Origin of the sequence: Nocardiopsis akebiae (assembly GCF_018316795.1) — a bacterium.
In the GTDB taxonomy this organism is placed as follows: domain Bacteria; phylum Actinomycetota; class Actinomycetes; order Streptosporangiales; family Streptosporangiaceae; genus Nocardiopsis; species Nocardiopsis dassonvillei.
The window spans coordinates 2,594,344-2,617,929 of record NZ_CP074132.1 but is presented as its reverse complement, the minus strand read 5'-3'; the positions used below and the strand labels follow the sequence as shown (position 1 = coordinate 2,617,929).

Annotated in this window: 19 protein-coding genes; 10 read left to right on the top strand and 9 right to left on the bottom strand. The window is 73.7% G+C overall.

Annotation, left to right across the window (positions count from 1 at the left end):
* Positions 1-26 precede the first annotated feature (26 nt).
* The gene (locus KGD83_RS11295) at positions 27-1,364 is read right to left on the bottom strand and encodes a hypothetical protein (protein ID WP_212643723.1); all 1,338 of its coding nucleotides are present in this window, start codon (positions 1,362-1,364) and stop codon (positions 27-29) included.
* Complete coding sequence (locus tag KGD83_RS11290) at positions 1,354-3,363, bottom strand: hypothetical protein (RefSeq protein ID WP_212643722.1); 2,010 nt, start codon at positions 3,361-3,363, stop codon at positions 1,354-1,356. The genes KGD83_RS11295 and KGD83_RS11290 overlap by 11 nt, the downstream gene beginning before the upstream one ends.
* A gap of 348 nt (positions 3,364-3,711) precedes the next feature.
* Between KGD83_RS11290 and KGD83_RS11285 the strand changes: the two genes are divergently transcribed.
* Together KGD83_RS11285 and KGD83_RS11280 are read left to right on the top strand one after the other, a co-directional pair.
* Positions 3,712-3,963, top strand: coding sequence for a hypothetical protein (locus tag KGD83_RS11285; RefSeq protein WP_017564305.1), 252 nt, complete (start codon positions 3,712-3,714; stop codon positions 3,961-3,963).
* A 572-nt stretch (positions 3,964-4,535) separates the two neighbouring features.
* A complete protein-coding gene (locus KGD83_RS11280; RefSeq protein ID WP_150252605.1) occupies positions 4,536-4,799 on the top strand; it encodes a hypothetical protein in 264 nt (87 codons plus the stop codon).
* A gap of 175 nt (positions 4,800-4,974) precedes the next feature.
* Here the strand turns inward: KGD83_RS11280 and KGD83_RS11275 are convergent, their stop codons facing one another.
* The 3 genes from KGD83_RS11275 to KGD83_RS11265 form a co-directional block, all read right to left on the bottom strand.
* Positions 4,975-5,406: an SRPBCC family protein gene (locus tag KGD83_RS11275; RefSeq protein ID WP_013153883.1), complete on the bottom strand. Its 432-nt coding sequence runs from the start codon at positions 5,404-5,406 to the stop codon at positions 4,975-4,977.
* Positions 5,407-5,614: 208 nt separating this feature from the next.
* The gene (acnA, locus tag KGD83_RS11270) at positions 5,615-8,338 is read right to left on the bottom strand and encodes an aconitate hydratase AcnA (RefSeq protein WP_212643721.1); all 2,724 of its coding nucleotides are present in this window, start codon (positions 8,336-8,338) and stop codon (positions 5,615-5,617) included.
* Between the two features lie 812 nt (positions 8,339-9,150).
* Positions 9,151-10,086, bottom strand: coding sequence for an LLM class F420-dependent oxidoreductase (locus tag KGD83_RS11265; protein WP_212643720.1), 936 nt, complete (start codon positions 10,084-10,086; stop codon positions 9,151-9,153).
* Between the two features lie 125 nt (positions 10,087-10,211).
* Between KGD83_RS11265 and KGD83_RS11260 the strand changes: the two genes are divergently transcribed.
* The 5 genes from KGD83_RS11260 (at position 10,212) to KGD83_RS11240 (ending at position 16,573) form a co-directional block, all read left to right on the top strand.
* Positions 10,212-10,799, top strand: a complete 588-nt coding sequence (locus KGD83_RS11260) for an RNA polymerase sigma factor (RefSeq protein WP_212643719.1) — start codon at positions 10,212-10,214, stop codon at positions 10,797-10,799.
* Positions 10,796-11,596, top strand: a complete 801-nt coding sequence (locus tag KGD83_RS11255; protein WP_212643718.1) for a zf-HC2 domain-containing protein — start codon at positions 10,796-10,798, stop codon at positions 11,594-11,596. Before KGD83_RS11260 ends, KGD83_RS11255 begins: the two co-directional genes overlap by 4 nt.
* The gene (locus KGD83_RS11250; RefSeq protein ID WP_212643717.1) at positions 11,593-12,483 is read left to right on the top strand and encodes an ATP-binding cassette domain-containing protein; all 891 of its coding nucleotides are present in this window, start codon (positions 11,593-11,595) and stop codon (positions 12,481-12,483) included. Before KGD83_RS11255 ends, KGD83_RS11250 begins: the two co-directional genes overlap by 4 nt.
* Complete coding sequence (locus tag KGD83_RS11245; protein WP_212643716.1) at positions 12,480-14,111, top strand: hypothetical protein; 1,632 nt, start codon at positions 12,480-12,482, stop codon at positions 14,109-14,111. Before KGD83_RS11250 ends, KGD83_RS11245 begins: the two co-directional genes overlap by 4 nt.
* 104 nt (positions 14,112-14,215) lie before the next feature.
* Complete coding sequence (locus KGD83_RS11240) at positions 14,216-16,573, top strand: M64 family metallopeptidase (protein ID WP_212643715.1); 2,358 nt, start codon at positions 14,216-14,218, stop codon at positions 16,571-16,573.
* A 138-nt stretch (positions 16,574-16,711) separates the two neighbouring features.
* On the opposite strand, the gene KGD83_RS11235 is transcribed toward KGD83_RS11240, so the two are convergent.
* Positions 16,712-17,998, bottom strand: a complete 1,287-nt coding sequence (locus KGD83_RS11235) for a class I SAM-dependent RNA methyltransferase (protein WP_212643714.1) — start codon at positions 17,996-17,998, stop codon at positions 16,712-16,714.
* Between the two features lie 217 nt (positions 17,999-18,215).
* Here KGD83_RS11235 and KGD83_RS11230 point away from each other — a divergent pair, with 217 nt between their 5' ends.
* Both KGD83_RS11230 and KGD83_RS11225 read left to right on the top strand, forming a co-directional pair.
* Positions 18,216-18,887 (top strand): potassium channel family protein, encoded by a 672-nt coding sequence (locus KGD83_RS11230; protein WP_212644376.1) that lies wholly within the window; start codon positions 18,216-18,218, stop codon positions 18,885-18,887.
* The gene (locus KGD83_RS11225; protein ID WP_212643713.1) at positions 18,880-19,569 is read left to right on the top strand and encodes a potassium channel family protein; all 690 of its coding nucleotides are present in this window, start codon (positions 18,880-18,882) and stop codon (positions 19,567-19,569) included. Before KGD83_RS11230 ends, KGD83_RS11225 begins: the two co-directional genes overlap by 8 nt.
* Positions 19,570-19,594: 25 nt before the next feature.
* Here KGD83_RS11225 and KGD83_RS11220 read toward each other — a convergent pair whose 3' ends face one another.
* On the bottom strand, positions 19,595-20,437 hold the full coding sequence (locus KGD83_RS11220) for a DUF3159 domain-containing protein (protein WP_212643712.1): 843 nt from the start codon (positions 20,435-20,437) through the stop codon (positions 19,595-19,597).
* 275 nt (positions 20,438-20,712) lie between these two features.
* Between KGD83_RS11220 and KGD83_RS11215 the strand changes: the two genes are divergently transcribed.
* Positions 20,713-21,816: a serpin family protein gene (locus KGD83_RS11215; protein WP_212643711.1), complete on the top strand. Its 1,104-nt coding sequence runs from the start codon at positions 20,713-20,715 to the stop codon at positions 21,814-21,816.
* Between the two features lie 43 nt (positions 21,817-21,859).
* Here the strand turns inward: KGD83_RS11215 and KGD83_RS11210 are convergent, their stop codons facing one another.
* Positions 21,860-22,600, bottom strand: coding sequence for a PIG-L deacetylase family protein (locus KGD83_RS11210; RefSeq protein ID WP_212643710.1), 741 nt, complete (start codon positions 22,598-22,600; stop codon positions 21,860-21,862).
* Positions 22,601-22,681: 81 nt separating this feature from the next.
* A complete protein-coding gene (locus tag KGD83_RS11205; protein WP_212643709.1) occupies positions 22,682-23,545 on the bottom strand; it encodes a DUF3710 domain-containing protein in 864 nt (287 codons plus the stop codon).
* Positions 23,546-23,586: the final 41 nt, after the last annotated feature.

The following is a 23,586-nucleotide window of genomic DNA, read 5'->3' as shown; positions in this document are numbered from 1 at the left end:
TACCTTCCCTCGTCACGTCCGGATCGTCAGCGGGGCCGGTGGTCGCCGCGCTGGACGCGCTGGACGAGGTCGTCGGTGAGCGTGCCGTAGCCGGTGGCCGCCCACACGCTCTCCTCGGCGGGCACCTCGTAGTAGGCCACCTGCGTTCCCTCGTGCTCGGCGGGCAGGACCACGGGACGCGCCCGGTTGCGGACGGCCTTGGCGCAGTCGGCGCACAGCGGGACGCGGATGGTGCGCGTGCCGCCGAACTCCCGCCAGGGCGTCACCTTCGTGTTCGTGCCGTGCAGCGGGTTGGCGTAGCAGTGGCGGCGCCGGACGGCGGAGCGCGAGCCCTCGGCCGCGCTCTCCAGCGCGTCCTCGGCTATGTCGAGCAGCACGAGCACGCCCACGGCGTCGGGCAGGGTGGCCCCCTCCGCGGCCATCCTGTCGTGGACCGCGGCGGCGGCGGAGCGGGCGTCCAGGGCGCGCTGGAGGTCCTGACCCGATCCGGTGCCGGCCCCCGGGTCCGCGTCCATGCGGCTCAGGCGCTCGCCCACCTCGATGAGGTCGCGCTCGCCCTGTTCGACCAGGGAGTCCAACTGGGCGCGGTCGGCGTTGTCGAAGGCCGCGTGCTGGGTGATCGAAGCCGCCCTGCGCCTGCCCACGCGCGCGGTGAGGCGGCCGCGCACGAACAGCGCCAACATGATCGCGAGCAGGACCGCGACGAGGGCCCCGACCGCGAGCAGCGGGCCGGACCCCGTGTCCGAGGCCGCCCGCGACCCCGTGCCGGTCTCCCCTCCCGGGTCCATGAGGTGGGGGTTGGCCTCCTCATAGGACTGGAGGGCCGCCTCGTAGGCCGCGCGGGGATCGTCGGACAGCGCGGCCTCCACGGCCGCGTCGGCCTGCTGGAGCATGGATCCGTCGAAGTCCGTCTCGTAGGAGGCGGACAGGGCCCCGTAGTGCGCGGGTGCCGCCTCCTGGGCGCCGGGGCCGAAGTCCTCCCCCTGGTACCCCGACACGTCGTCGTAGGCCAGGTAGTGGCCCTCGCCGCCGCCCCTGCGGTCGTGCACGACCGACACGAGCGTGGCCGCGTCCCCGCCCCAGGCGTCGCCGCCAGTCAGGGGCACCGCGATCACGTACAGGTCCAGGTCGGAGGACTCGATGATCCCGGCGACGCGCTCCTGGTCCTCAGCCGGGAAGGCGGACTCGTAGGCGGGGTCGACGTAGACCGGCGACTCCTCCAGCGCGTCGACGACGGTCTGGGTGCGGTCCTGCGCGTCCAGGTCCTGGGCCAGGGCGGCGGTCGCGGGGCACAGGAGCAGCACGGCGCAGGACGCGGCCAGCGTCCGCGCCGCGTACCGGGCCAGCGGGGAGTCAGCGGGCATCGATCTCCTCCAGGAGCCTCTCGGCCATGCGCGCGGGGTTCTTGGCCCCGAAACGGTACTGGACCCACGCGCGCTCGTTCATCGACAGGTGGTCCCGCCGCGTCCCCGCGCCGTCGCGCACCTGCAGCAGGGCGGCCGTGCGCTGCCGGTCGGTCAGGTCGGCGCACGGCCGGCACACGGGGAACAGGCCCCGCCGCCGCGGCGGACCGGCGCGTTTGAACGCCTCGGCGGGGCCGTGCAGGGGGTTGACCATGCACGGGGAGGTCTCGGCGGAGCCCGGGTCCTCCAAGGCGGCGTGCGCCCTGCGGGAGACGACCGCCACACCGACCAGGTCGAGGTCGTCGGGGTCGGCGTCCATGACCATCAACGCCGCCTCGACGGGGGGCATCATCGAGGCCGGGAGGCGCCCGGCCCGGCCGGAGGAGAGCAGAGCGGCCAGCCGCGCGCGCTCGCGCTCGGCCGTGCGGCGCAGGGCCCGCGGGGAGGGCTGGTGTCGGCCCCGCACGAGCGCAACCCGTATCAGGGCCACCGTTCCCAGCACCGCACCCAGCAGGGTCGCTCCGACGACGGGCCCCAGGAACAGCACCCCGGCCCAGAAGTCCTCCCAGAAGCGGACCGTACGCGGTTCGAGCGGGTCCGTCGAGGTGTCATAGGGCACCGGGTCCGCCGCCTCCGGGTCGCGCGGAAGCTCCTCGACCGCTTCCAGCAGCAGGGCGAGCTCCTGCGCCGGGGTCGTGGCCTCGCCCTCGTCCAGGGCCCGGTCCAGGTAGTAGGTGTCCAGGTCGGCGCCGAAGGCGAGCACCGTCGTCTCGGGCGTCTCCTGGTAGGGCTCATGGGTGATGACCGCGTAGACGCCGTCCTCGCCCAGGACGTGGTGCATCGCGTGCGCGAACCGCTCAGGGTCGCCCTCGCTCTCGTCGGTGTCGGCCATCGGCAGGAGGACCGCGTACACCGGGACGGAGGAGCGCTCCGCCCGCTCGGCGACGTCCGCGAGCCCTTCACGGGACAGCGGGCTCAGGGGGTCCGCGTAGACGGAGCCGTCCGCGAGCCCCTGCACCACCCGTTCCACGCGCACGGTGGAGGGCACGTAGGGCGGCTGCGTCCGGACCCGTTCCAGGGGGTCGGGGAGTTCGTTGGCGCCCAAGGGCACGCTGTCCAGGTAGTACAGGGACCCGGCCACACCGGCGGCGGGCAGTGCCAGCCCGAAAACCGAGGCGACGGCCACCGCGATGACCGTGCTGCCTCCCCTGCGGCGCGTCCACCACACGTGGAAGAGGGACAGGGTGAGCAGCGCGCCGGTCACGGTGCTGACCAGGAAGCCGAGGTTGTCGGGCCCGACCGACGTGGTCGGGTCCAGGTCCTCCAGGAACTCCTCCCAGACCGTGGGGCTCCGGTAGGCCTCCTGCTCGGAGGAGTACTCCTGCCGGAGCCGGTCGGCCGTGGCCTGCGCGTCCGGGTCGGCCAGGGCCGCCGCGAAGGCGTCGGCGACCTCGTCGAGCGGGGCGCCGTAGTAGTCCGTTCCGGGCGCGTAGAAGACCGCGTCGGCGGCGGCCTCCACCGGCAGGTCCACCCCCTCGGCCACTGCCCGGGGAACGCTGTCGGGCTGGAGGAGGACGTAGAGGCCGTCCGCGCCGACCCGGTCGGCCAGGGCGGGCAGCACGTCCCCTCCCCACTGCGGCTCCGCGCCGGGGAAGGGGCTGGCGACGACGTGGTAGGGCACGTCCAGGGCGCCGAAGGATTCGTGGAGGTCGGCCTTCAACTCCTCCGGGACGTAGCGGCCGGCCAGGGCGTCGTCCACGACCACGGCCGCGCCCTCGGGCTGCTCGGCCAGCAGGGCGGCGTAGTGCTCCGCGGGGGTCACACGCTCCTCGCGGGTCCCGGTCCCCGTCTCGGGCTGCGCCGACGCGGGGACGGCGCCGAGGACCGGGAGGAGGCTCAGCAGCGCCGGGAGGGCGACCGCCGAAACGAGCCGGAGGAGGGGGCTGGTGGGGCCGGGCATGCGGTGAGCATAGCGGAGGTTTACGGACATCATCCGTGGTGGGGCCCGTTTCCGGCGGGTGGCGCGGACGGGCCGGCAGGCCCGGGAGGACCCGCCCCGTGGGCGATCCGAGCGCCGCGCCCGGCGGCTTCGGCACGCTCCGCACACGCTTTTTTGCTGAATGTCCCGATTTTGGATTTTAGTCAGCTTTCTGGTGTTCCCCCTTGGCCCGCCCCGGCCGCAGTCTGGGAAGCGGGGAGAACGTCCGGCGGTTCCACACGCTTCCGCGCCTCGCGGACAGCGTCGACCTGCGACCGCCCGCACGGCGTCGGAGTCCCCGCACCAAGCCACGAAGGGAAACCCACTGTCATGCAGAAGAAGACCCTGCGCCGCATCGCGATCACGGCCGTCGCCGCACCCGCCCTGGCCTTCGGAGCTCCGGCCCTGGCCTCGGCGGACGCGTACTACGAGGCGGAGTCCAGCGGAGCCAACTCCAACGGTGCGTTCCACTACGAGCTCGAGGCCTTCGCCGGTGACGGCAAGTCCTGGTTCGAGGAGTCCTTCAGCGTCGCGGGTGAGGGCGGCGCCTACTCCTCCGAGACGGAGAGCGGCGCAGGCTAGGGTCGCTGACTCCCGAGGACGACTCCCGGCGCCGCACGGCGGCGCCGGGAGTTCGCGCGTCCGGGGCGCAGCGGTCGCCGCGGCGCCCCGGACGACCCGCCTCCGCACACGCGGGGTCGCGCGCCGGTGGCGCCCGGTCCAGACGCGCCCGAAGGCCCGGCCCGAAGACGCGGGGGCCGAGTGGCGCCGCGTGGGACCCGGGTGGGGGTGAGATGTCCGGGGTTTACCCTCCTCCGCCGCCGAGGGGCCCCTCGCGGACGCCCCCCGGGGACGCTCCGGCGCGTCCCGCCGAGCAGAACCCGCGCCAGCAGGCGGATGCCGCCGCCGACCCGGCTCACCGTCGGCGCCGCGCACCCGCCGGGGGCGCGACATCCCGATTTTGGTGTTTGCGCAGATCCCCAGTGTTCCCTCTTGGGCTGCCCCGGCGTCAGGATGAACAAGGAAGACAAAAGGGACGAAAGGGACGCAGTCCGGTGGTGCCGGACGTCCGGTGCCGCGCCGACGGTGCGGCTGGAGACGACGGCACCCGCACGGCCGCTCCCCGCACCGAGCTTCGAAGGGAACCCACCACCATGCAGAGGAAGACGCTGCGCCGCTTCGCGTTCACCGTCGTCGCCGCACCCGTCCTGGCTCTCGGGGCTCCGGCCCTGGCCTCGGCGGACAGCTACTACTCGTCCAGCTGGTCGGGGGCGGGTTCCGACGGGGCGTACAGCTACGTGGTCAAGTCCGGCAGCGGCCACGGCCACCACCACGGCCACAGCTGGTACTACCACTCCTGGTCGCACGCCGGTCCCCACGGGGCCTACCACTCCAGCGTCAGCAGCGGCAGCCACTGACACACCGGACGCGAGGGACGACTCCCGGCGCCGCACGGCGGCGCCGGGAGTCCGCGTGTGCGGGGCGCGGCGGACCGCCCCGGCGTCCGGGAGGGTCCGCCCCGCGCACGGAACGGTCCCCCGCGGCCGAGGAGGCCGCGGGGGACCGGGACCAGCTCCGGACCTGGGCCCGGCGTCAGCCGGTCGGGTTCTCCCGGCCGGGCTCGACGAAGGCCTTGAAGCGCTTCATGTCGCCCTTGGCGCGGGTCTTGACCAGCCCGAGCTTGTCCCCGAGCTGCTCGACCACGCCCTCCGGGACGGTCTTGAGCTGGAGGGTGATCCTGCTGCTGGTGTCGGACAGGCGGTGGAAGGTCACCACCCCCGCGTGGGTCGTGCCGTCCGTGGTCTTCCAGGCGATCCGCTCCCCGGGGACCTGTTCGGTGACCACGGCCTCGAACTCCCTCTTCTGGCCACCGATCTCGATGGTCCAGAGCATGTGCCCGTCACCGGTGCGGACGACCTTGTCGACCCCCTCCATGAAGGAGGGGAACTCCTCGAACCGCGTCCACTGGGCGTAGGCGGCGGTGACGGGGACGTCGACCTCCACCGTCTCGATGATCTCTGACATTGATCCGGTTCCTTCGCCGTAGGTTGCGTTCGTTCCCTACCCGTGCCGCTACCCGAGCCGACGCGGGCAAACCGCGATGGCTATACCTTTTCGTTACCTTCCAGGGAAGGGAAAACGCGAACGGGGCCGCCACCGTCGCTCGGACGGTGGCGGCCCCGCGAAGCCGCGTGGGGCGTCCGCGCACGGGCCCATCCGCGCGCGGACCCGCCTACTTGGCGATCAGCTGGCGCAGCACGTACTGCAGGATGCCGCCGTTGCGGTAGTAGTCGGCCTCACCGGGGGTGTCGATGCGCACCACGGCGTCGAACTCCACGCCGGTGTCGGTGCTGACCTTCACCGTGGCCGGGGTGGCGCCCTCGTTCAGCTCGGTCACGCCGGTGATGGAGAAGGTCTCCTCGCCGGTCAGGCCGAGGGAGTCGGCGGACTGGCCCTCGGGGAACTGGAGGGGCAGGACGCCCATCCCGATCAGGTTCGAGCGGTGGATGCGCTCGTAGGACTCGGTGATGACCGCGCGCACGCCCAGCAGGCTGGTGCCCTTGGCCGCCCAGTCGCGCGAGGAGCCGGAGCCGTACTCCTTGCCGCCCAGGACGACCAGCGGCGTACCCTGCTCGGCGTAGTTGCGCGCGGCGTCGTAGATGAACGACACCGGACCCTCGGGCTGGGTGAAGTCGCGGGTGTAGCCGCCCTCGGTGCCCGGCGCGATCTGGTTGCGCAGGCGGATGTTGGCGAACGTGCCCCGGATCATCACCTCGTGGTTGCCGCGGCGCGAACCGTAGGAGTTGAAGTCGCGGCGCTCCACACCGTTGGCCTTGAGGTACTCGGCCGCGGGGGTGCCCGGCTTGATGGCGCCGGCCGGGGAGATGTGGTCGGTGGTGACCGAGTCGCCCAGCTTGGCCAGCACCCTGGCGCCCGTGATGTCGGTGACCGGGGCCGGGGTGGTCTCCATGCCCTCGAAGTAGGGGGGCTTGCGGACGTAGGTCGACTCGCCCTCCCACTCGAAGGTGTTGCCCGTCGGGGTGGGCAGCGAGCGCCAGCGCTCGTCACCGGCGAACACGTCCGAGTACGCGGACTCGTACATGTCCGAGGCGATCGCGGAGTCCATGACCTGCTGGATCTCCTCGGCGCTGGGCCAGATGTCGGCCAGGAAGACGGGCTCGCCGTCCTTGTCGACGCCCAGCGGCTCCGTGGTGATGTCCACGTCCAGCGACCCGGCCAGCGCGTAGGCGACCACCAGCGGCGGCGAGGCCAGGTAGTTCATCTTCACGTCCGGGTTGATCCGGCCCTCGAAGTTGCGGTTGCCGGACAGGACCGCGGTGACGGCCAGGTCGTTGTCCTGGACGGCCTGGGAGATCTCCTCCGGCAGCGGGCCGGAGTTGCCGATGCAGGTGGTGCAGCCGTAGCCGACCAGGTTGAAGCCCAGCTTGTCCAGGTACGGGGTCAGGCCGGAGCGCTCGTAGTAGTCGGTGACGACCTTGGAGCCCGGGGCCATGGAGGTCTTGACCCACGGCTTGCGGGTCAGGCCCTTCTCCACCGCCTTCTTGGCCAGGAGGGCGGCGCCCAGCATGACCGAGGGGTTGGAGGTGTTGGTGCAGGAGGTGATCGCGGCGATCACCACGGCGCCGTGGTCGATCTCGGTCTCGGTGCCGTCGGCCATGGTGACCTTGACGGCCTTGTGCGGACGGGCGCCGTTGGCGGTCTGGGCCGGGGCGTCGGAGGCGGGGAAGGACTCCTCGCTCGCCTCGTCGACCTCGTCCTCGACGTAGTTGCGCACGTCGTGGCGCCAGGTGCTCTTGGCCGCCGACAGCGCGATGCGGTCCTGCGGGCGCTTGGGGCCGGCGATGGAGGGGACCACCTCGGCCAGGTCGAGCTCCAGGTACTCGGAGAACTCGGGCTCGTTGGCCGGGTCGTGCCAGAAGCCGTTGGCCTTGGCGTAGGCCTCGGTCAGGGCCACCTGCTGCTCGGAGCGGCCGGTCAGCTTCATGTACCGGATGGTCTCGTCGTCGATCGGGAAGATCGCGGCGGTGGAACCGAACTCCGGGCTCATGTTGCCGATGGTGGCGCGGTTGGCCAGCGGCACGGAGGCCACGCCCTCGCCGTAGAACTCGACGAACTTGCCGACCACGCCGTGCCGACGCAGCATCTCGGTGATGGTGAGCACCAGGTCGGTGGCGGTGGTGCCGGGCTGGAGCTCACCGGTCAGCTTGAAGCCGACCACGCGCGGGATGAGCATGGAGATCGGCTGGCCGAGCATGGCGGCCTCGGCCTCGATGCCGCCCACGCCCCAGCCCAGGATGCCCAGGCCGTTCTGCATGGTGGTGTGCGAGTCGGTGCCGACGCAGGTGTCGGGGTAGGCCTGGCCGCCCCGGCTCATGGTGACGCGCGCCAGGTGCTCGATGTTGGCCTGGTGCACGATGCCGGTGCCGGGCGGGACGACCTTGAACTCGTCGAAGGCGGTCTGGCCCCAGCGCAGGAACTTGTAGCGCTCGTAGTTGCGCTCGTACTCGATCTCGACGTTGCGCTCGAAGGCGTCGGGGCGGCCGAAGAGGTCGACGACGACGGAGTGGTCGATCACCAGCTCGGCGGGGGCGAGCGGGTTGATCTTGTCCGGGTCGCCGCCCATGTCGCGCACGGCCTCGCGCATGGTGGCGAGGTCGACGACGCAGGGGACGCCGGTGAAGTCCTGCATGATCACCCGCGCGGGGGTGAACTGGATCTCCTGGCTGGGCTGGGCCTTGGGGTCCCAGCCGCCCAGGGCCCGGATGTGGTCGGCGGTGACGTTCGCACCGTCCTCGGTGCGCAGGAGGTTCTCCAGCAGCACCTTCAGGCTGTAGGGAAGCCGCCTGGAACCCTCAACGGTCTCCAGACGGAAGATCTCGTACGACTCGTCGCCAACGCGCAACGTGTCACGGGCGCCGAAGCTGTTCGCGGACACGGTGTCTGCCTCCTGATCTCGCCACTTACGTTCCCAGCATCCTCCCCCATGGGGCGGACGCGGGACCTACTGAGGCCGCCTTGACCGGTTACCGGGGGCGAAGGGCCGCGGGGGTGACCTCCGCCTGCCTCCCGGCCTCCGTCAGGCCAGCCGTGGCCCGCGGCGACACCACTCGCCACCGGCCGGGCGGCCCGCTGGTAGCGGGCGCCCACGTTGTCCGGCCCGGGTGCGCTCAAGCGGTCGACTTCACACATCCGAACCGGGAGCGGGCCGAGGGGAACCCCGCTGTTATCTTGATGTCAAGGTATCTAACTTGTATCTCGATATCAAGTTATCGGGCGGTCGCCAACGGTCCGCGACCGCCCCCGACTGAACCTCTTTGGGGCTCCGCTCCGCTTCGCCCCGTGTCCGGACGCCCGAAGAGCGGGAACCTTCGGCGCCTACACCGGGTCGACTCGTCCCTCGCGAACCCGCCTCCGGCACCTCCAGAACCCCGCGGGCGCCCGAACGTCACTGAACCTCTTTGGGGCTCCGCTCCGCTTCGCCCCGTGTCCGGACGCCCGAAGAGCGGGAACCTTCGGCGCCTACACCGGGTCGACTCGTCCCTCGCGAACCCGCCTCCGGCACCTCCAGAACCCCGCGGGCGCCCGAACGTCACTGAACCTCTTTGGGGCTCCGCTCCGCTTCGCCCCGTGTCCGGACGCCCGAAGAGCGGGAACCTTCGGCGCCTACACCGGGTCGACTCGTCCCTCGCGAACCCGCCTCCGGCACCTCCAGAACCCCGCGGGCGCCCGCACGTCTGGGCCCGCGGGTCAGTCCAGCTGCGGCGCGACCCGCGAGGCCACCAGTTCCAGGTGGTCCAGGTCGGACATGTCCAGCATCTGGAGGTACATGCGCTCGGCGCCCGCCTCGGCGAAGCGGCCGATCCTTTCCACCAGCTCGTCGGGGGTGCCCGCCAGGCCGTTCTCCCGCAGCTCGGGGACCTCGCGGCCGATCCGCTCGGCCCGCCGGGCCACCTCGGCCTCGTCCCTGCCCACGCACAGGACCTGCGCGGCGGAGTAGACCATCGGCGCGCTGCGCCCCGAGGCCCGCACGGCGGCCCGGGTCCGCTCGAAGGCGGCCGAGGTGTCCTCGATCGAACTGAAGGGCACGTTGTACTCGTCGGCGTACTTGGCGGCCAGGCGCGGCGTGCGCTTGGGGCCGGTGCCGCCGATCAGCACCGGCGGACGCGGGCCCTGCTGCGGCTTGGGCAGCGCGGGCCCCTCCGCCAGGCGGTAGTGCTTGCCCTCGTAGCGGAAGGTCTCCCCCACCGGGGTCGACCACAGGCCGGTGATGATGTCCAGCTGCTCCTCGTAGCGGTCGAAGCGCTCGCGGGCGGTGGCGGGGAAGGGGATCCCGTAGACCGCGTGCTCCTCCTCGAACCAGCCCGAGCCGAAGCCGAACTCCACCCGGCCGTCGCTCATGCGGTCGACCTGGGCGACGGAGATCGCCAGGGGCGCGGGGTGGCGGAAGGTCGCCGCGGTCATCAGCGTGCCCAGGCGGATGCGGGAGGTGTCCCGGGCGAGCCCGGCGAGGGTGATCCAGGCGTCGGTGGGCCCGGGGAGGCCGCTGACGTGATCCCCCATGCGCAGGTAGTGATCGGACCGGAACAGGGCGTCGAAACCCAGGTCCTCGACGGCCCTGGCGACGGTGAGCTGGTCCTCGTAGGTGGCCCCCTGTTGGGGCTCAAGGAAGATCCTCAGACGCATAAGCCCCATTTTCTCCCACGCAGCAGACCAGACCGGAACCGCCGCGCGGTTACCGTGGAAAAGGCGCGTCCGCGCCCCGCCCGTCCGCCGAACCGAAACGCGCGCCTCCCGCGATAGTCCCTCCTGTGAAGCTGCTCCGCCGCGCGCGCCGCCGCGCGCCCTCCTACGACCCGGACAGCACCGACCCGGTGCTGCTGGCCGCCGTCGCCGCGGGCGAGACCCGCGCGCTGGAGTTCCTGCACCGCAGGCACGCCACCTGGCTGCGGGCCCGGCTGCGCTACCGGTGCTCCGACCCCGACCAGCTCGACGCCGCCCTCCAGGAGACCTTCCTGGCCGTGTGGAGGAACGCGGGCTCCTTCACCCCCCGCCCAGGCGACACCGACGCCGGGGCCTGGCTGTGGACCATCGCGATCCGCCAGCTCATCTCCCAGCTGCGCAAACGCGCCAACCGCTGGATCGCCGACAGCGACACCGAACCCTACGAGGCCATCGGCGACGCCTCCGCCGAGGACACCGTGCTGCTCAACATCGAGCACGGCCCGCTGGGCGCCGCCCTGCACTCCCTCTCGCCGGAACTGCGCTCGGCCATCCAGGCCACCGTGCTCGACGGGCTCACCGTCCGGGAGGCCGCGCAGATCCTCCAGATCCCCGAGGGAACCGTCAAGACACGGGTCATGCGCGCCAAGGCGCGACTACGGGAGGCACTGACATGAGCTGGCACCTGACCCCTGCCCAGGCACACGAGTACGCCCACCACCGCTCCGACGACGTCACGGCCATGTCCGTGGAGGCCCACATCACCCACTGCGCGCCCTGCCGCGACCTGCTGCCCGTCGACGAGCCCTGGCTGGCCCGGAGCTGGGAGGACCTGCGCGACGTCGTGGACCGCCCCCGGCGCGGCCCGGTCGAGTCCCTGCTGTCCTCGCTGGGGCTAGGCGAGGGCACCGCCAAACTGCTGGCCGCCACCCCCTCCCTGTACCGGGCCTGGCTGCTGGCCACGGTCGTGGTGCTGACGGCCGCCCTGCTGGCCGCCCACCACCTGCCGCACGGCTCGCTGATGTTCACCTTCACCGCCCCGGTGGTGCCCCTGGCCGGGGTGGCCCTGGCCTACGGGCGCGGGGTGGACCCGGCCCACGCGCTGACCTCGGTCACGCCGCTGGCGGGGCAGCGGCTGCTGTTCCTGCGCACCTGCGCGGTGCTGGTGCCCGCGCTGACCCTGTGCATGTCCGCGGCGCTGCTGCTGCCCCACGCGCACACCCCGTGGAAGGCGGTGTTCTGGCTGCTGCCCGCGCTCACCCTGGTCGCCGGCTCCCTCGTGCTCAGCCGCTGGATGCACCTGGGCGCGGCCAGCGCCGCGGTCGGGCTGCTGTGGCTGGGCGCCCTGGGCGTCCTGACCACCTCCGAGGACGCCACGCCCCTGCACCTGCTCGCGCCCCAGGCACAGATGTGGTGGGCGATCGCGCTCACCGCCCTGCTCGGCGCGCTCCTGCTGCGGGTGAGGACGGCTTGAACGCGGCGACCGCACGGGACGCCGTCAGCGTCCGCGGGCTGGGGCACCGCTACGGCACCCGCACCGCCCTGGCCGGGATCGACCTGGAGCTGGGCCCCGGCGTGACCGGGCTGCTGGGACGCAACGGCGCGGGCAAGACCACCCTGCTGCGCTGCCTGGCCACCGACCTGGAGGCCGACGACGGCGAACTGCGCGTACTCGGCCACGACCCCGCGCGGGCCGCCGAGCGCACCGAGATCCGCCGCCACCTGGGCTACCTGCCGCAGAACCCCGAGTTCTACCCGTACTTCACCGCGTTCGGGCTGCTGGACTACATGGCGGTGCTCAAGGAGCTGGGCGGGCGCCGCGCCCGCCACGACGAGGTGCGCCGGGTCCTGGAACGGGTCGGACTGCACGAGCGCCGCCACAGCCGGGTCCGCCGCCTGTCCGGCGGTATGCGCCAGCGGCTGGGCCTGGCCTCGGCCCTGCTCGGCGACCCCCGGGTGCTGCTGCTGGACGAGCCGACCATCGGCCTGGACCCCGAGCAGCGCATCCGGTTCCGCGGCCTGGTCTCCGAGTTGGCCGTGCGCAGCACCGTGGTGCTGTCCACCCACCAGATCGAGGACGTGGCCGCCCTGTGCCAGCGCGTGGTGTGCCTGGACGCGGGCCGGGTGATCTTCGACGGGACCCCCCGCGCGCTGGTGGACCGGGCGCGCGGGCACGTGTGGGAGTGCGACGGCCACCCCGGCCGGGAGTACACCGCCTGGCGGCTGGCCGACGGGCGCTACCGGGTCCTCGCCCCCGCGGGCGGCGGCGCGCCCGGCCCCTCCGACGGCCTGGAGCCGGTCGAACCCAGCCTGGAGGACGCCTACCTGCTGCTCACCGGCGTGGAACAGGGCGACCGGTGAGCCCCGTCCGGCACGGGGTCGGCACAGCACCGGCGGAGGTGGCACCCGCCGGGCAGGAGGCCGCGGCCCCGGACCGCGGCGCGGCCCGAAGACGCGCCGCACGAAGGCACGCCGCCCGGAGCACGGCCACGTTCGCCCGCCTGACCTGGTTCAACGCGTTCCGCCTGGCCCGCAACCCGTTCGTGCTCCCGGGCTCCCTGGTCGCCGTGTACCTGCTCATGTCCCCGGACCGGGTGAGCGGGACGGCCACCCTGGAGGGCTGGTACGACAACGCCAACTCCGCCGCGTCGGCCGTGGGTGCGGTGCTCTTCGCCGCGGTCGCCTTCCCCGCCATGCGCGAGGCCCGCTACTCCCCCCGCCTGGTCTCCCCGCTGGGCCGGACGGGACGGCTGCTGGCGCTGATGGCGGCGTCCTCGCTGGTCGGCACGGCGCTGGTCGTGCTGTGGGCCGGGGTGAACCGCTGGCTGTCCCCTCCCCTGCTGGGCACGCTGAGCCCGTCCGCCTACCCGGCGCCCCTCCTGTTGGCGGCGGCGGGCCCGCTGCTGTCCATCGCCCTGGTGGCGTGGACACGCTCCTACCTGCCGCTGGTCGTGACCCTGCTGGCCCTGCCCGCCTACTGGCTGTACGGCGTCTCGGCGGTGGACGCCAACCTGTCGAGCGCCGTGCTCCGGGTGGAGTGGGCGGCCCGCGTGGCCCTCGACCCCTTCAACGTGAGCGCCCCCTCCGTCACGGACGTGACCACCGTCTACCTGGTCTACTCGGTGCTGGTGGTGGCCCTCCTGGCCGTCCTGGCGATGGCCGCGCGGGGCCGCCGGACCAACCGGGCGGCCTGCCTGGGCGCGGCCGCCGTACTGCTGGCCGCCGCCGTCGGCACCGTCGTCCACGGCCGCCTGGCCCAGCCGCTGTACTCCCCCATCCCCGACAGCCGGGTGCACGGCGCGCAGGGGCCGTCCTGCCAGACCAGGGAGGGCGTCACCTACTGCCCCCTGCCCGGCTTCGAACCGTGGGTGGAGCACTGGCACGGCGTCCTGGGCCCGGCCATGGACCTGCTTCCCGAGGTCCCGCCCGAGCGCATGCCCGTGGTGTGGCAGGAGAGCTTCTCCTACCACCGGGAGCTGGACGTGCCCCGGGACCGGGACGTGGTGGTCCACGCGTACACGGGCGACTGGGACCACTACTGGCAGACCGCGGTGGTGGGCGATGCGGCCCGGGTGGTCCTGGGCCTGTCCGACCCCTACGAGACCGACTGCCTGGGTACCGGGCAGGCGCGCGTGCTGCTGGCGGCGTGGCTGGCCGCCGGTGTGGAGGGCCTGTCCCGCTACGACACGCTGGACACTCTGGCCGCGAACCTGTACGCCTACCGGCCCTCCCCGGTGGACCTGGAGCTCTCACTGGCCATGGCCGGCCTGCCCGAGGAGCGGGTGAGCGGGGTCCTGGAGCGGAACTGGGAGAGGCTGACCGACCCGCGCACGACCAGCCTGGAGCTGGCGCGGCTGCTGGACACGCCGCTGCGGGAATCCTCCACCGAACCCGCCGGGCCCGGGGACTGGCGGCGGCTCTACCCCGATCACCAGTACCACACCGACGAGGAGGACCCGGGGCGGTACGCCCGGCCCGTGTGCGGCTGAGCCGCGACCGGGTTATCGAATCACCTATGCCCCGCGCTCTGGATCGGCCCCGCCCCCCTCCCTAGGCTTCCGGGCACGCCGCACCAGAAACGAGGCCACTCCCCGTGCGCAGAATCCCGGCGGCACTCGCCGCCCTCCCCCTCCTGACCGCGGTCCTGACCCCCGCCGCACCCGCGGCGGCCGGGACCTCCCCCTCCGAGGCGGAGGTGGTGCCGATCCAGGTCACCGGCGACCCCTCCGAACGCTTCAACCTGGTCATCCTCGGCGACGGCTACACCGCGGAGGAGATGCCGCTCTTCCGCGAGCAGCTCGACCAGCACCTCAACGTGCAGTGGAGCATCGAGCCCTTCCGCACCTACCGCAACTACCTGAACGTGTACGCGGTGCAGACGCCCTCGGCCGAGTCGGGCGTGGACTGCGACCCGGCCCGTGAGGACCAGGAGCGCGACACCGCCCTGGGCATGGGCTTCTTCAACGGCTGCGACCCCGAAGCCCTGGAGCGGCTGCTGACCGTGGACGAGGAGGCCGCCGGGGCCGCGGCCGACCTGGTGCCCGGGGTGAGCGCGGACAACCGGCAGATCCTGGCCCTGGCCAACAGCGGCACCTACGGGGGACGCGGCGGCGCCACCGCCACCGCCTCCTCGGGCAACGCCCTGTCCGCGCTGATCAGCCCGCACGAGCTCGGGCACTCCCTGGGAGGGCTCCAGGACGAGTACCCCTACTACTTCCGCGACACGAGCCTGGGCCGCTACACGGGAGGGGAACCCGACTCGGCCCACCACACCCTGATGTCGTCGCGGGAGATGCTCGAACGGCGGGAGAAGTGGTGGCGCTGGCTCGGCGAGGAGAGCGAGGCGGGCGGGACCATCGGCGCCGCCGACCCCGACGGCCACGAGGGCGGGCTGTACCACTCCGAGGGCGTGTGGCGCCCCAGTGAGCACTCCATGCTCAAGTCGCTGGGCTACTACTTCGACCAGGTCGCCCGGGAGGTCATGGTCCAGCGGATCTCCGGCCTGCGCGACCGGGGCGAGATGCCGCTGTCCTCCACGCCCGAGGGCGAGGTGGGGCCAGAGGACGCCGTGTGGGTGGAGGGCCCCCACCCCGTCTTCCACGAACTGGAGTACACCTGGTCGGTCGACGGCGAGGAACTGCCCGAGGCGGCGGGCTCGCGCGCCCTGGACCTGTCCGGCCTCGACCTCGACGAGGGGGCGGGGGTGAGCGTGCGCGTGCAGGACCCCACCGGCTTCGTCCGCGATCCGCTCATCCGCGAGTCCGCCGCCCTGACGCAGACGCGCTCCTGGACCGTCGGGGAACCGCTGCCCGCGGACGCGGGCGCCGTGGAGTTCACCCGCTTCCGCGACACCGCGCGCGCCGTCGGCGGCGACGAGGTGGTCTACGCCGAGACCTCCCGCCCCACCGACCGGGTGCTGGACGTGTCCTGGACCCTGGACGGGCGCGAGGTGTCCACCTCCGCCGACGGGCGCACCCTGGACCTGGGAGAGGTCGCCCCCGGCTCGGGCACGCACACGCTGACAGCCACGGTCACCGACCCGGCCGCCCCGGACGGGGACTCCCAGACCCTGGTCTGGGAGGTGGACAACACCGGACCCACCGCGCCGCGGGAGCTGTCCGAGCCCGCCGCCACAGCCGGGGAGGACCACCACATCCACCTCAACGCGTTCTCCATGCGGCTCTCGCCGAGCGACGACGGCGAGGGCCACGTCGTCGGGGAGTTCCGCGTCGACGGCGACGGCTGGCACCACTACTACGGCTGGCCCGACGACCCCGGGGCGCCGTTCAGGTTCACCCCGGACGGCACCAACGTCGACGACCTCGTCTACGGCAGCCTGGGCAGCGGCGGGCTGTCCACGGCGGTGTTCGAGGTCGACGGGCACGAACCGGGCTGGGGGACGCACACGGTGGAGCACCGCGCCATCGACGCGGCGGGCAACACAGGCTCCCCCGACTCCTTCCGCGCGACCGTCGTCCCTGCGGCCGACCCCGAGTGCACCGAGACCGTCACCGGAACGGTGCGGGGCGGCCTGGACGTGGACTCGGGCGTGGTCTGCCTCGACGGGGCCGTGGTGAGCGGCGGCGTGGACGTGGCCGCGGGCGCCTCACTCGTCGTGGACGGCGGGGCGCTGCGGGGCGGGCTGAACGCCGACGGCGCCCACACCGTCCGGCTCACCGACACCGAGGTCCGCGGCGCGGTGCGCGTCAGCGGGACCACCTCGGAGGTCATGGTCCTGGGATCGGAGCTGACGGGTTCGGTGAGCCTGCACGACAACACCCAGGTCCCGTCCCCGACCTGGACCGGGGACCCCGGTGGCTACGGCCCGGTGCTGGCGGGCAACAGCGTCCGGGGCTCGCTGTCCTGCACCGGCAACAGCACGGCGATCGCCGACTTCGGCGCCGCCAACGACGTCACGGGCTCGGCCGCGGGGCAGTGCGCGCACCTGTGACCGGCCGGGGCGTGAGGCCCCCGCCTCCCGCCCCGGCGGTCCCCCGCCGACCCCACGGGTGCGCTTCCGGGCCCGCGTGCCGCCGCTCGGGCCCGGAGCCGGTCCGGCGGGGCTGACCGCGGCCCCGCCGGGCCGCGGTCAGCCCTCCCGGTGGCGGCGGGCCGGGTGGACCGGCTCCAGCACCGCCAGGCACTCCACGTGGTGGGTCATCGGGAAGGCGTCGAACGCGCGAAGGTCCGCCAGGCGGTAGTCGGCCCGCTCGAACGCGGCCAGGTCGCGGGCGAGCGTGGCGGGGTCGCACGAGACGTAGGCCACCCTGCGGGGGCGCGTCCCGGTCAGGGAGCGCACCACCTCGGCGCCCGCACCGGCCCGGGGCGGGTCCAGCACGACCACGTCGGCGCGCACGTCCGCCCACTCACGCAGCTGGGCGGCCACGTCACCCAGCTCGACGCGGACCTGCTCCATGTCCTTGAGGTTGTACCGGGCGTCGCGCACGGCCTCGGCCCCGCTCTCCACGCCCATGGCGCGGCCCTCGGGGCCCACGGCGGCGGCCAGCGCGCCGGTGAACAGACCCGCCCCGCAGTACAGGTCCAGAGCGGTCTCGCCGGGCTTGGGCTCCAGGGCGTCCATGACTGCGGCGGTGAGCACCTCGGCGGCGGCCGGGTGCACCTGCCAGAAGCCGCCCGCGCTGACGCGGTACTCGCGGCCGTCGGCCCTCTCGCGCACGCCCCTGCGCCCGCGCACCTGCTGGACGCGGCCGCCCTTGAAGCGGCGCAGCACCGCGCTGGAGGCGCCCAGCTCGGGCAGGGAGTCCAGCTTGGCCCCGGTCGGTGTGACGACGACGGCGCGGTCGGCGCAGGAGGCCGAGGCGACCGCCTCCACGTCGCGTACGCCCTCCCACCTGACGTCGGTCACGCCTAGCTCGGTCACGCCGGGGTGGGCGATGAGGCAGCGCTCGACGGGCTCGATGTCGTGGGAGCGGTGGCGGCGCAGTCCGGCACGGCCGTCGGAGTCCACGGCGAAGCGCACGCGGGTGCGCCAGCCCAGGCCGTCGGGGGTGCCGGGCAGCTCCTCCACCTCGACGCGGCGGTCGATCCCGGCGATGCGCCGCAGCTGGTCGGCGACGACCTTGCCCTTGAGGGCCCGCTGGGCCTCCGGGGCGGCGTGCTGCCAGTCGCAGCCCCCGCACTTGCCGGGCCCGGCGGCGGGGCAGGGGGCCTGGACGCGGTCCGGGGAGGCCTGGAGGACCTCGACGGCGTCACCTCTCAGGAAGCGGGAGGTCTGCTCGGTGACGCGGACGCGGACCCGCTCGCCGGGCAGGGCGTGGCGGACGAAGACCACCTGGTCCTCGTGGCGCCCCACGCACCAGCCCCCGTGCGCGACGTCGTCCACGGTCAGCTCGAAATCCTGTCCCACACGGTTCATGGCGGTCGTCCTCAGAGATGGTCGGGTCACATGACGGGTGACCCTGCGCGCACAGCCACCAACCGTTCCCAATCTACCTGGCGGAATCCGCCTCCAGGACGGGCCTGTGGACGGCCGGGGCGGCCGAGCGCGTCGGCCGCGTCTGTGCCAAGGTGTCACTGTGCGCACGCGTAACCACGGCGTGCGCGGCGGCTATCGCGACGGGAGTGCGGGCGAGGTGCACATCGTGATCATGGGGTGCGGCCGGGTGGGGTCCACCCTCGCGCACACCCTGGTTGACCTGGGGCACACGGTGGCGGTGATCGACCAGGACCCCGAGGCGTTCCGGCGCCTGCGCGGCTCCGTGGCCAAACACGCGGTACGGGGGCCGGGCCACGACCGGGAGGTCCTGCTCGCCGCCGGGATCGACCGCGCGGGGGCCTTCGCCGCGGTCAGCAACGGGGACAACTCCAACATCATCTCGGCGCGGGTGGCCCGCGAGGCCTTCGGCGTCGACAACGTGGTCGCGCGGATCTACGACCCACGCCGGGCCGAGGTCTACCAGCGGCTGGGCATCCCCACGGTGGCGACGGTGCGCTGGACCGCCGACGCGGTCCTGCGCCGGATGGTGCCGGGCGACGGTCGGCTCACCGCCGGGCCGGAGTGGCAGGACGCGTCCGGGACCCTGGCGATGAACGAGATGAACCTGCCGCCGGGGTGGGCGGGCCGCCGCGTCGCCGACCTGGAGGAGCGGGCGCCGGTGCGGGTGGTCTACCTGACCCGTGCGGGCCGGATCCTCCTGGCCGGTTCCGGCGAGCCCATGGAGGAGGGCGACGTCCTGCACGTGGTCGCCCGCGGCCGCGACCTGGACGGGCTGCGGCTGGACGACGACGAGACGGGGCGTGGGTGAGATGCGGATCGCCATCGCGGGAGCCGGGAGCGTGGGGCGCTCCATCGCCACGGAGTTGGCGGGCAGCGGCCACGACGTGCTGCTGATCGACCGGGACACCCGCGCCATCGGCGTGGACGACCTCCCCCAGGTGGAGTGGCTGCTGGCCGACGCCTGCGAGCTGGCCACGCTGGAGGACGCCCGCCTGGAGGACTTCGACGTGGTGGTCGCGGCCAGCAGCGACGACAAGGTCAACCTGGTGGTGTCCCTGCTGTCCAAGACCGAGTTCGGGGTGGACCGGGTGATCGCCCGCATCAACGACCCCGACAACGAGTGGCTGTTCAACGAGTCCTGGGGCGTGGACCTGGCGGTCTCCCCGCCTCGGCTGATCGCCGACCTGGTGGAGGGGGTCCCCGAGGAGGAGCCGGGCGGGGAGGACTCCCTGCCGCCGCTGCCGGGGGCCGAGATCGCCGAGTCGGTGCTGCACGCCGCGAGCCCGTTCGCGGGCGGACCGGAGGGCGCGCTGGCGGAGTCGCTGCCGGAGGGGGTGGCGCTGGTGGCGGTGGTGGGCCCCGGCGGGGTGCGCCCGCCGGACCCCGATCGGACCCTGTCGGTGGGCGACACCGTGGTGTTCCTGGCCGAGCCCGAGGGGCTGGGCGCCCTGGAGTCCCTGCTGGGCTCGGCGGACGACCCCGACCTCTAGGCCCCGCGTCCGCCGGGGCGCCCGCTCAGTCCGCCGTCTCCTCCCGGGCCGGGTGCTCCCGCTCCTCCAGCGGGGTGCGGCCCCGGGCCAGCACCCAGACCATGGCCGCGAACGCCGCGACCTGGAGCGGCCATCCCATGGCGACCTTGGACAAGCCCAGCAGGGCGAAGGTGTCGGCCCAGCCGTAGTGGTCGGCCAGCCACAGCGGGTACTGCACGAGCACGCGGATCACGCAGGGCAGGACCAGCAGCCAGGTCAGGCGTGAGGCCAGGGTGACCACGGCCGGGTTGGCGCGCCAGGAGGTGAAGTCCTCCTTGTCGCCGATGAACGGGCCGATCATCAGTCCGATCGCGGGCCAGCGCACCAGCACCGACAGGCTCAGCACCACGGCGTAGACGGCGTTGTAGATGATGCCCGGCAGGAAGGCGTCGGCGGCGTTGCCGCTGCGCATGGCGAAGACCGCGGCGATGCCGATGCCGAACAGGCTGGTGAGCACGTACTGCACCGAGGAGCGCTGCACGAGCCGGACCGCGCCCAGGACCAGGGCCGCGACCACGCCCAGGACGATCGACAGCCGCAGTTCCGAGCTGACGATGTAGGAGACGGTGAAGGTCAGGGTGGGCACCGCCGCCTCGACCATGCCGCGCTTGCCGCCCAGCGCCTTGGCCAGCTGCGAGCGCACGAGCGCCTCGACCGTGTCCTCGGTGACCGCCGGGCGGTCCGCCGCCGTGGCGCCCCGGTCGGAGTCGCGCTCCCGGGCGGGGGCGCCCCCCGCCGGGTCCGGGGCGTCCGCCTCGGCCGCCTCGGCCCTGTCGTCCGCCCCGGCGGCCGGGGCGGCCTCCTCGGCGGCCCGCTGGTGCTCAGTCATCCTGCTCCTGCTCGGGTTCGGTCGTGGGCGGTCGGTCGTCGCCGCGCGCGGCGTCCAGCGCGGTTCCGCGCGCCGTGTGGGCCCAAGCCTATGTGACGTGCGACCGGTCGCGGGGTACGCGCGGTGGTCGCGCGGATGCGCTCCGCCCGCCTTTGCCCCCTTGGGTCCGGGCTTGTCGCGTGCGGCTTCTCACCCGGCGGCGCACCCTGGCGGCGGAGGAGGGCCGTTCCGTACGCTGGCGACCAGACACCGGAGCCGAGAGCGAGCAGGAGCCCATGCAGACGAACACGTCCCCGCGCCGGGACCATCTGGAGTTCGCCGCCGCGCTGGACCGGGTGCTGGCCCGGCCGGGGGAGTCGCACGTGTGGTCCCCCCACTCGGTGGGCACGGTGCTGGCGCTGCTGGCCACCGGCGCCCGGGAGCGCACCCTGGCCGAACTGGAGGCGCTGCTGGGCGCGGACGTGCGGGGCCAGCTGGAGGCGCTGGACGCGGCCGTGGCCGCCGAGCCCGGGCTCGACCTGGCCAGCCTCAACGGCCTGTACGTGCCCGCCGACCTGGAGGTCCTGCCGGGTTTCGCGTCCCGGGTGCGCGAGCGCGCCGGGGCCGAGGTGGAGAACGCCGACTTCGAGCACGACTCCGAGGGCGTGCGCTCACGGGTCAACGCCCGGGTGGCGGAGGTGACCCGCGGCCTGATCGAGGAGCTGCTCCCCGCGGGCAGCGTCCACCCGGGTGTGCGGCTGCTGCTGGTCAACGCGCTCTGGGTCAAGCTGGCCTGGCCCGACCCCTTCGACCCCGCCCGGACCCGGGACAGGGCCTTCCACACCCCGTCGGGCAGCCGGAAGGTGCCCACCATGCACCGTTCGGCCCGCCTGCCGCACGCGCGGGCCCGGGGGTGGAGCATGGTGAGCCTGGAGGGCGACCACGGCCTGACCCTGGACGTGCTGCTGCCCGACGAGCGCTCCGCCTCCCCCGGCCCGGTGACGGCCGACGCGCTCGCGGACCTGTACGGCCACCGCTCCTCCCAGCAGGTGGAACTGGCCCTGCCGCGCTTCAGGGTGGAGACCGACACCTCCCTGCTCGAACCGCTGGCGGCCCTGGGCGTGCGCGACCTGGCCACGGACGAGGCCCGCTTCGACGGGATCAGCCCGGAACCGCTGCGCGCCGACGAGATCCTGCACCAGTCGGTGCTGCGGGTGGACGAGAAGGGCGCCGAGGGCGCCGCCGCGACCGCCGTGATGATGCTCCGGGCGGCAGCGGTCGCGCCGAGGCCGGTCCAGTTCACCGTGGACCGGCCGTTCGTGTTCGTGCTGCGCCGCGGCGGAGCGGTGCTGTTCCTGGGCCGCGTCACCGATCCCGTGGACCCCGGCCCCGCCTCCTGACCCCGCCGGGGCCGCACCGCCGCCCGCGCCCGCGGGCGGCGCCTCAGACCTCGAACACCTCGAAGGCGGTGGCGAGGGGGACCCCGGCCCACTCCCCCGCCCGGGCGGCGGCCTGGGGCAGGAAGGACTTCTGGTCGAACCCCTCCAGGTTGGCCAGGTAGAGGGCGTGGGCGTCCAGCGACGCCACCCCCGCCGCCAGGTCGGCCTCGCCCAGCTCGACGTAGTGGGCGGCCAGGGGCGAGGCGCCGAAGGCCGCGAAGCGCACGCCCGACCACGGCTGGAGGCCCTCCTCCAGCTGCTCGCGGAACACCCACCGGTTGGCCGCGTCGCGGACCGCGTCCAGCAGGGCCGGACCGAGCACCCGGTGGTCGGCGTGGTTGAGGGCGCCCGACCCCGCGAAGTGGTCGCGGAAGTTGATGGAGACGATCACGTCGGGGCGGTGGCGCCGGATCGCCCCGGCCAGCGCGGCGCGCAGCGGGATCCCGTACTCCAGGGTGCCGTCGGGGAAGTCGAGGAACTCCACGGCGGCCACGCCGACAGCCGCCGCCGAGGCGCGCTGCTCGGCCATGCGCAGCGGCGCGCACTCCTCGGGGGCGATGGTGTCGATGCCAGCCTCGCCCCGGGTGACCAGCAGCTCCACCACGTCCTTGCCCTGGGCGGTCCAGCGGGCGATCGCGGAGGAGCAGCCGAACTCCAGGTCGTCGGGGTGGGCCACCACCGCCAGGGCCCGGTTCCAGTCCTCGGGGAGCGGCCGGGGCGCGCTGTTCTCCGTCGTCTGCGTCATGTGCCACAGACTACGGAAGACGGCGCGCCCCGCCCGGCACCTCCCCCGCGACGCGGGATCCCGCTCCGCACCGGAAGGCCCCTACTCCCCCGAGCCGCCCGCGGCGCCGCCCGGCTGGCCGCCGGTCCCCCCGGATCCCGCGCCGGGCGCGGCGCCGTTGGGGGAGCGGCCCGCGTTGCCGCGCTGGGCCGCCTGCTGGGCGGCGCGCGCCTTGGCGGCCTCGGCCATCTTCTCCTGGATCTGCTTGGGCACGGTGATGGGCAGCAGCTCGCTCGGCGGCACCGGGTGGTCCCCGCGCACCACCACGATGTTGGCGAAGAGGTGCTCGACCTCGGCCATCACCTCGGGCTTGGAGGCGCCCTCGCCGCGGATCACGCCGCGCAGCACCCAGCGCGGCCCGTCCACGCCGATGAAGCGCACCCGCTGGGCGAGCTGCTTGCCGTCCTCGGTCGTGCGGCCCTTGACCGGTACCAGGGCCTTGAGCTCGGGGCCGAAGGTGCCGTCGTGCTCCTCGGCCTTGCCGCCCTGCTTGACGACCTGCTCGCGCAGCTCCTCGCGCATCTCGTCCCATAGCCCGGAGGACTTGGGCGCGGCGAAGGGCTGCACCTGGAGGGCGCTCTTGCCGCGCACCAGGGTGACGCCGATGATCTTCTGCTTGCCCTGGGAGTCCTGGGCGACGTTGACCTGGATCTCGGTGCCCTGCTCCATGGGCAGCCGCATGCTGCCCAGGTCCATCCGCTCGGCCTCGGGAGCGTCCTCGGTGGAGTCCCACGGCCCGGAGGAGCGGTGGCGGTCCGCGTCCTTGGGCTGCTGCTCCCGGGAGCGCTCCGGCTCGATCTCGTTGCCGAAGGAGACCGCTCCGGCGGCGCCCTCGCGCCCGGGCTCGGCCCGCGTCCCCGTTCTCTCGGTCTCTTCGTCCCGCTTCTTGCGGCGGCGTCCGAACACGCCTTCACCTCTTCGCTTCCGTCGGTCCCGGATGACTCCGG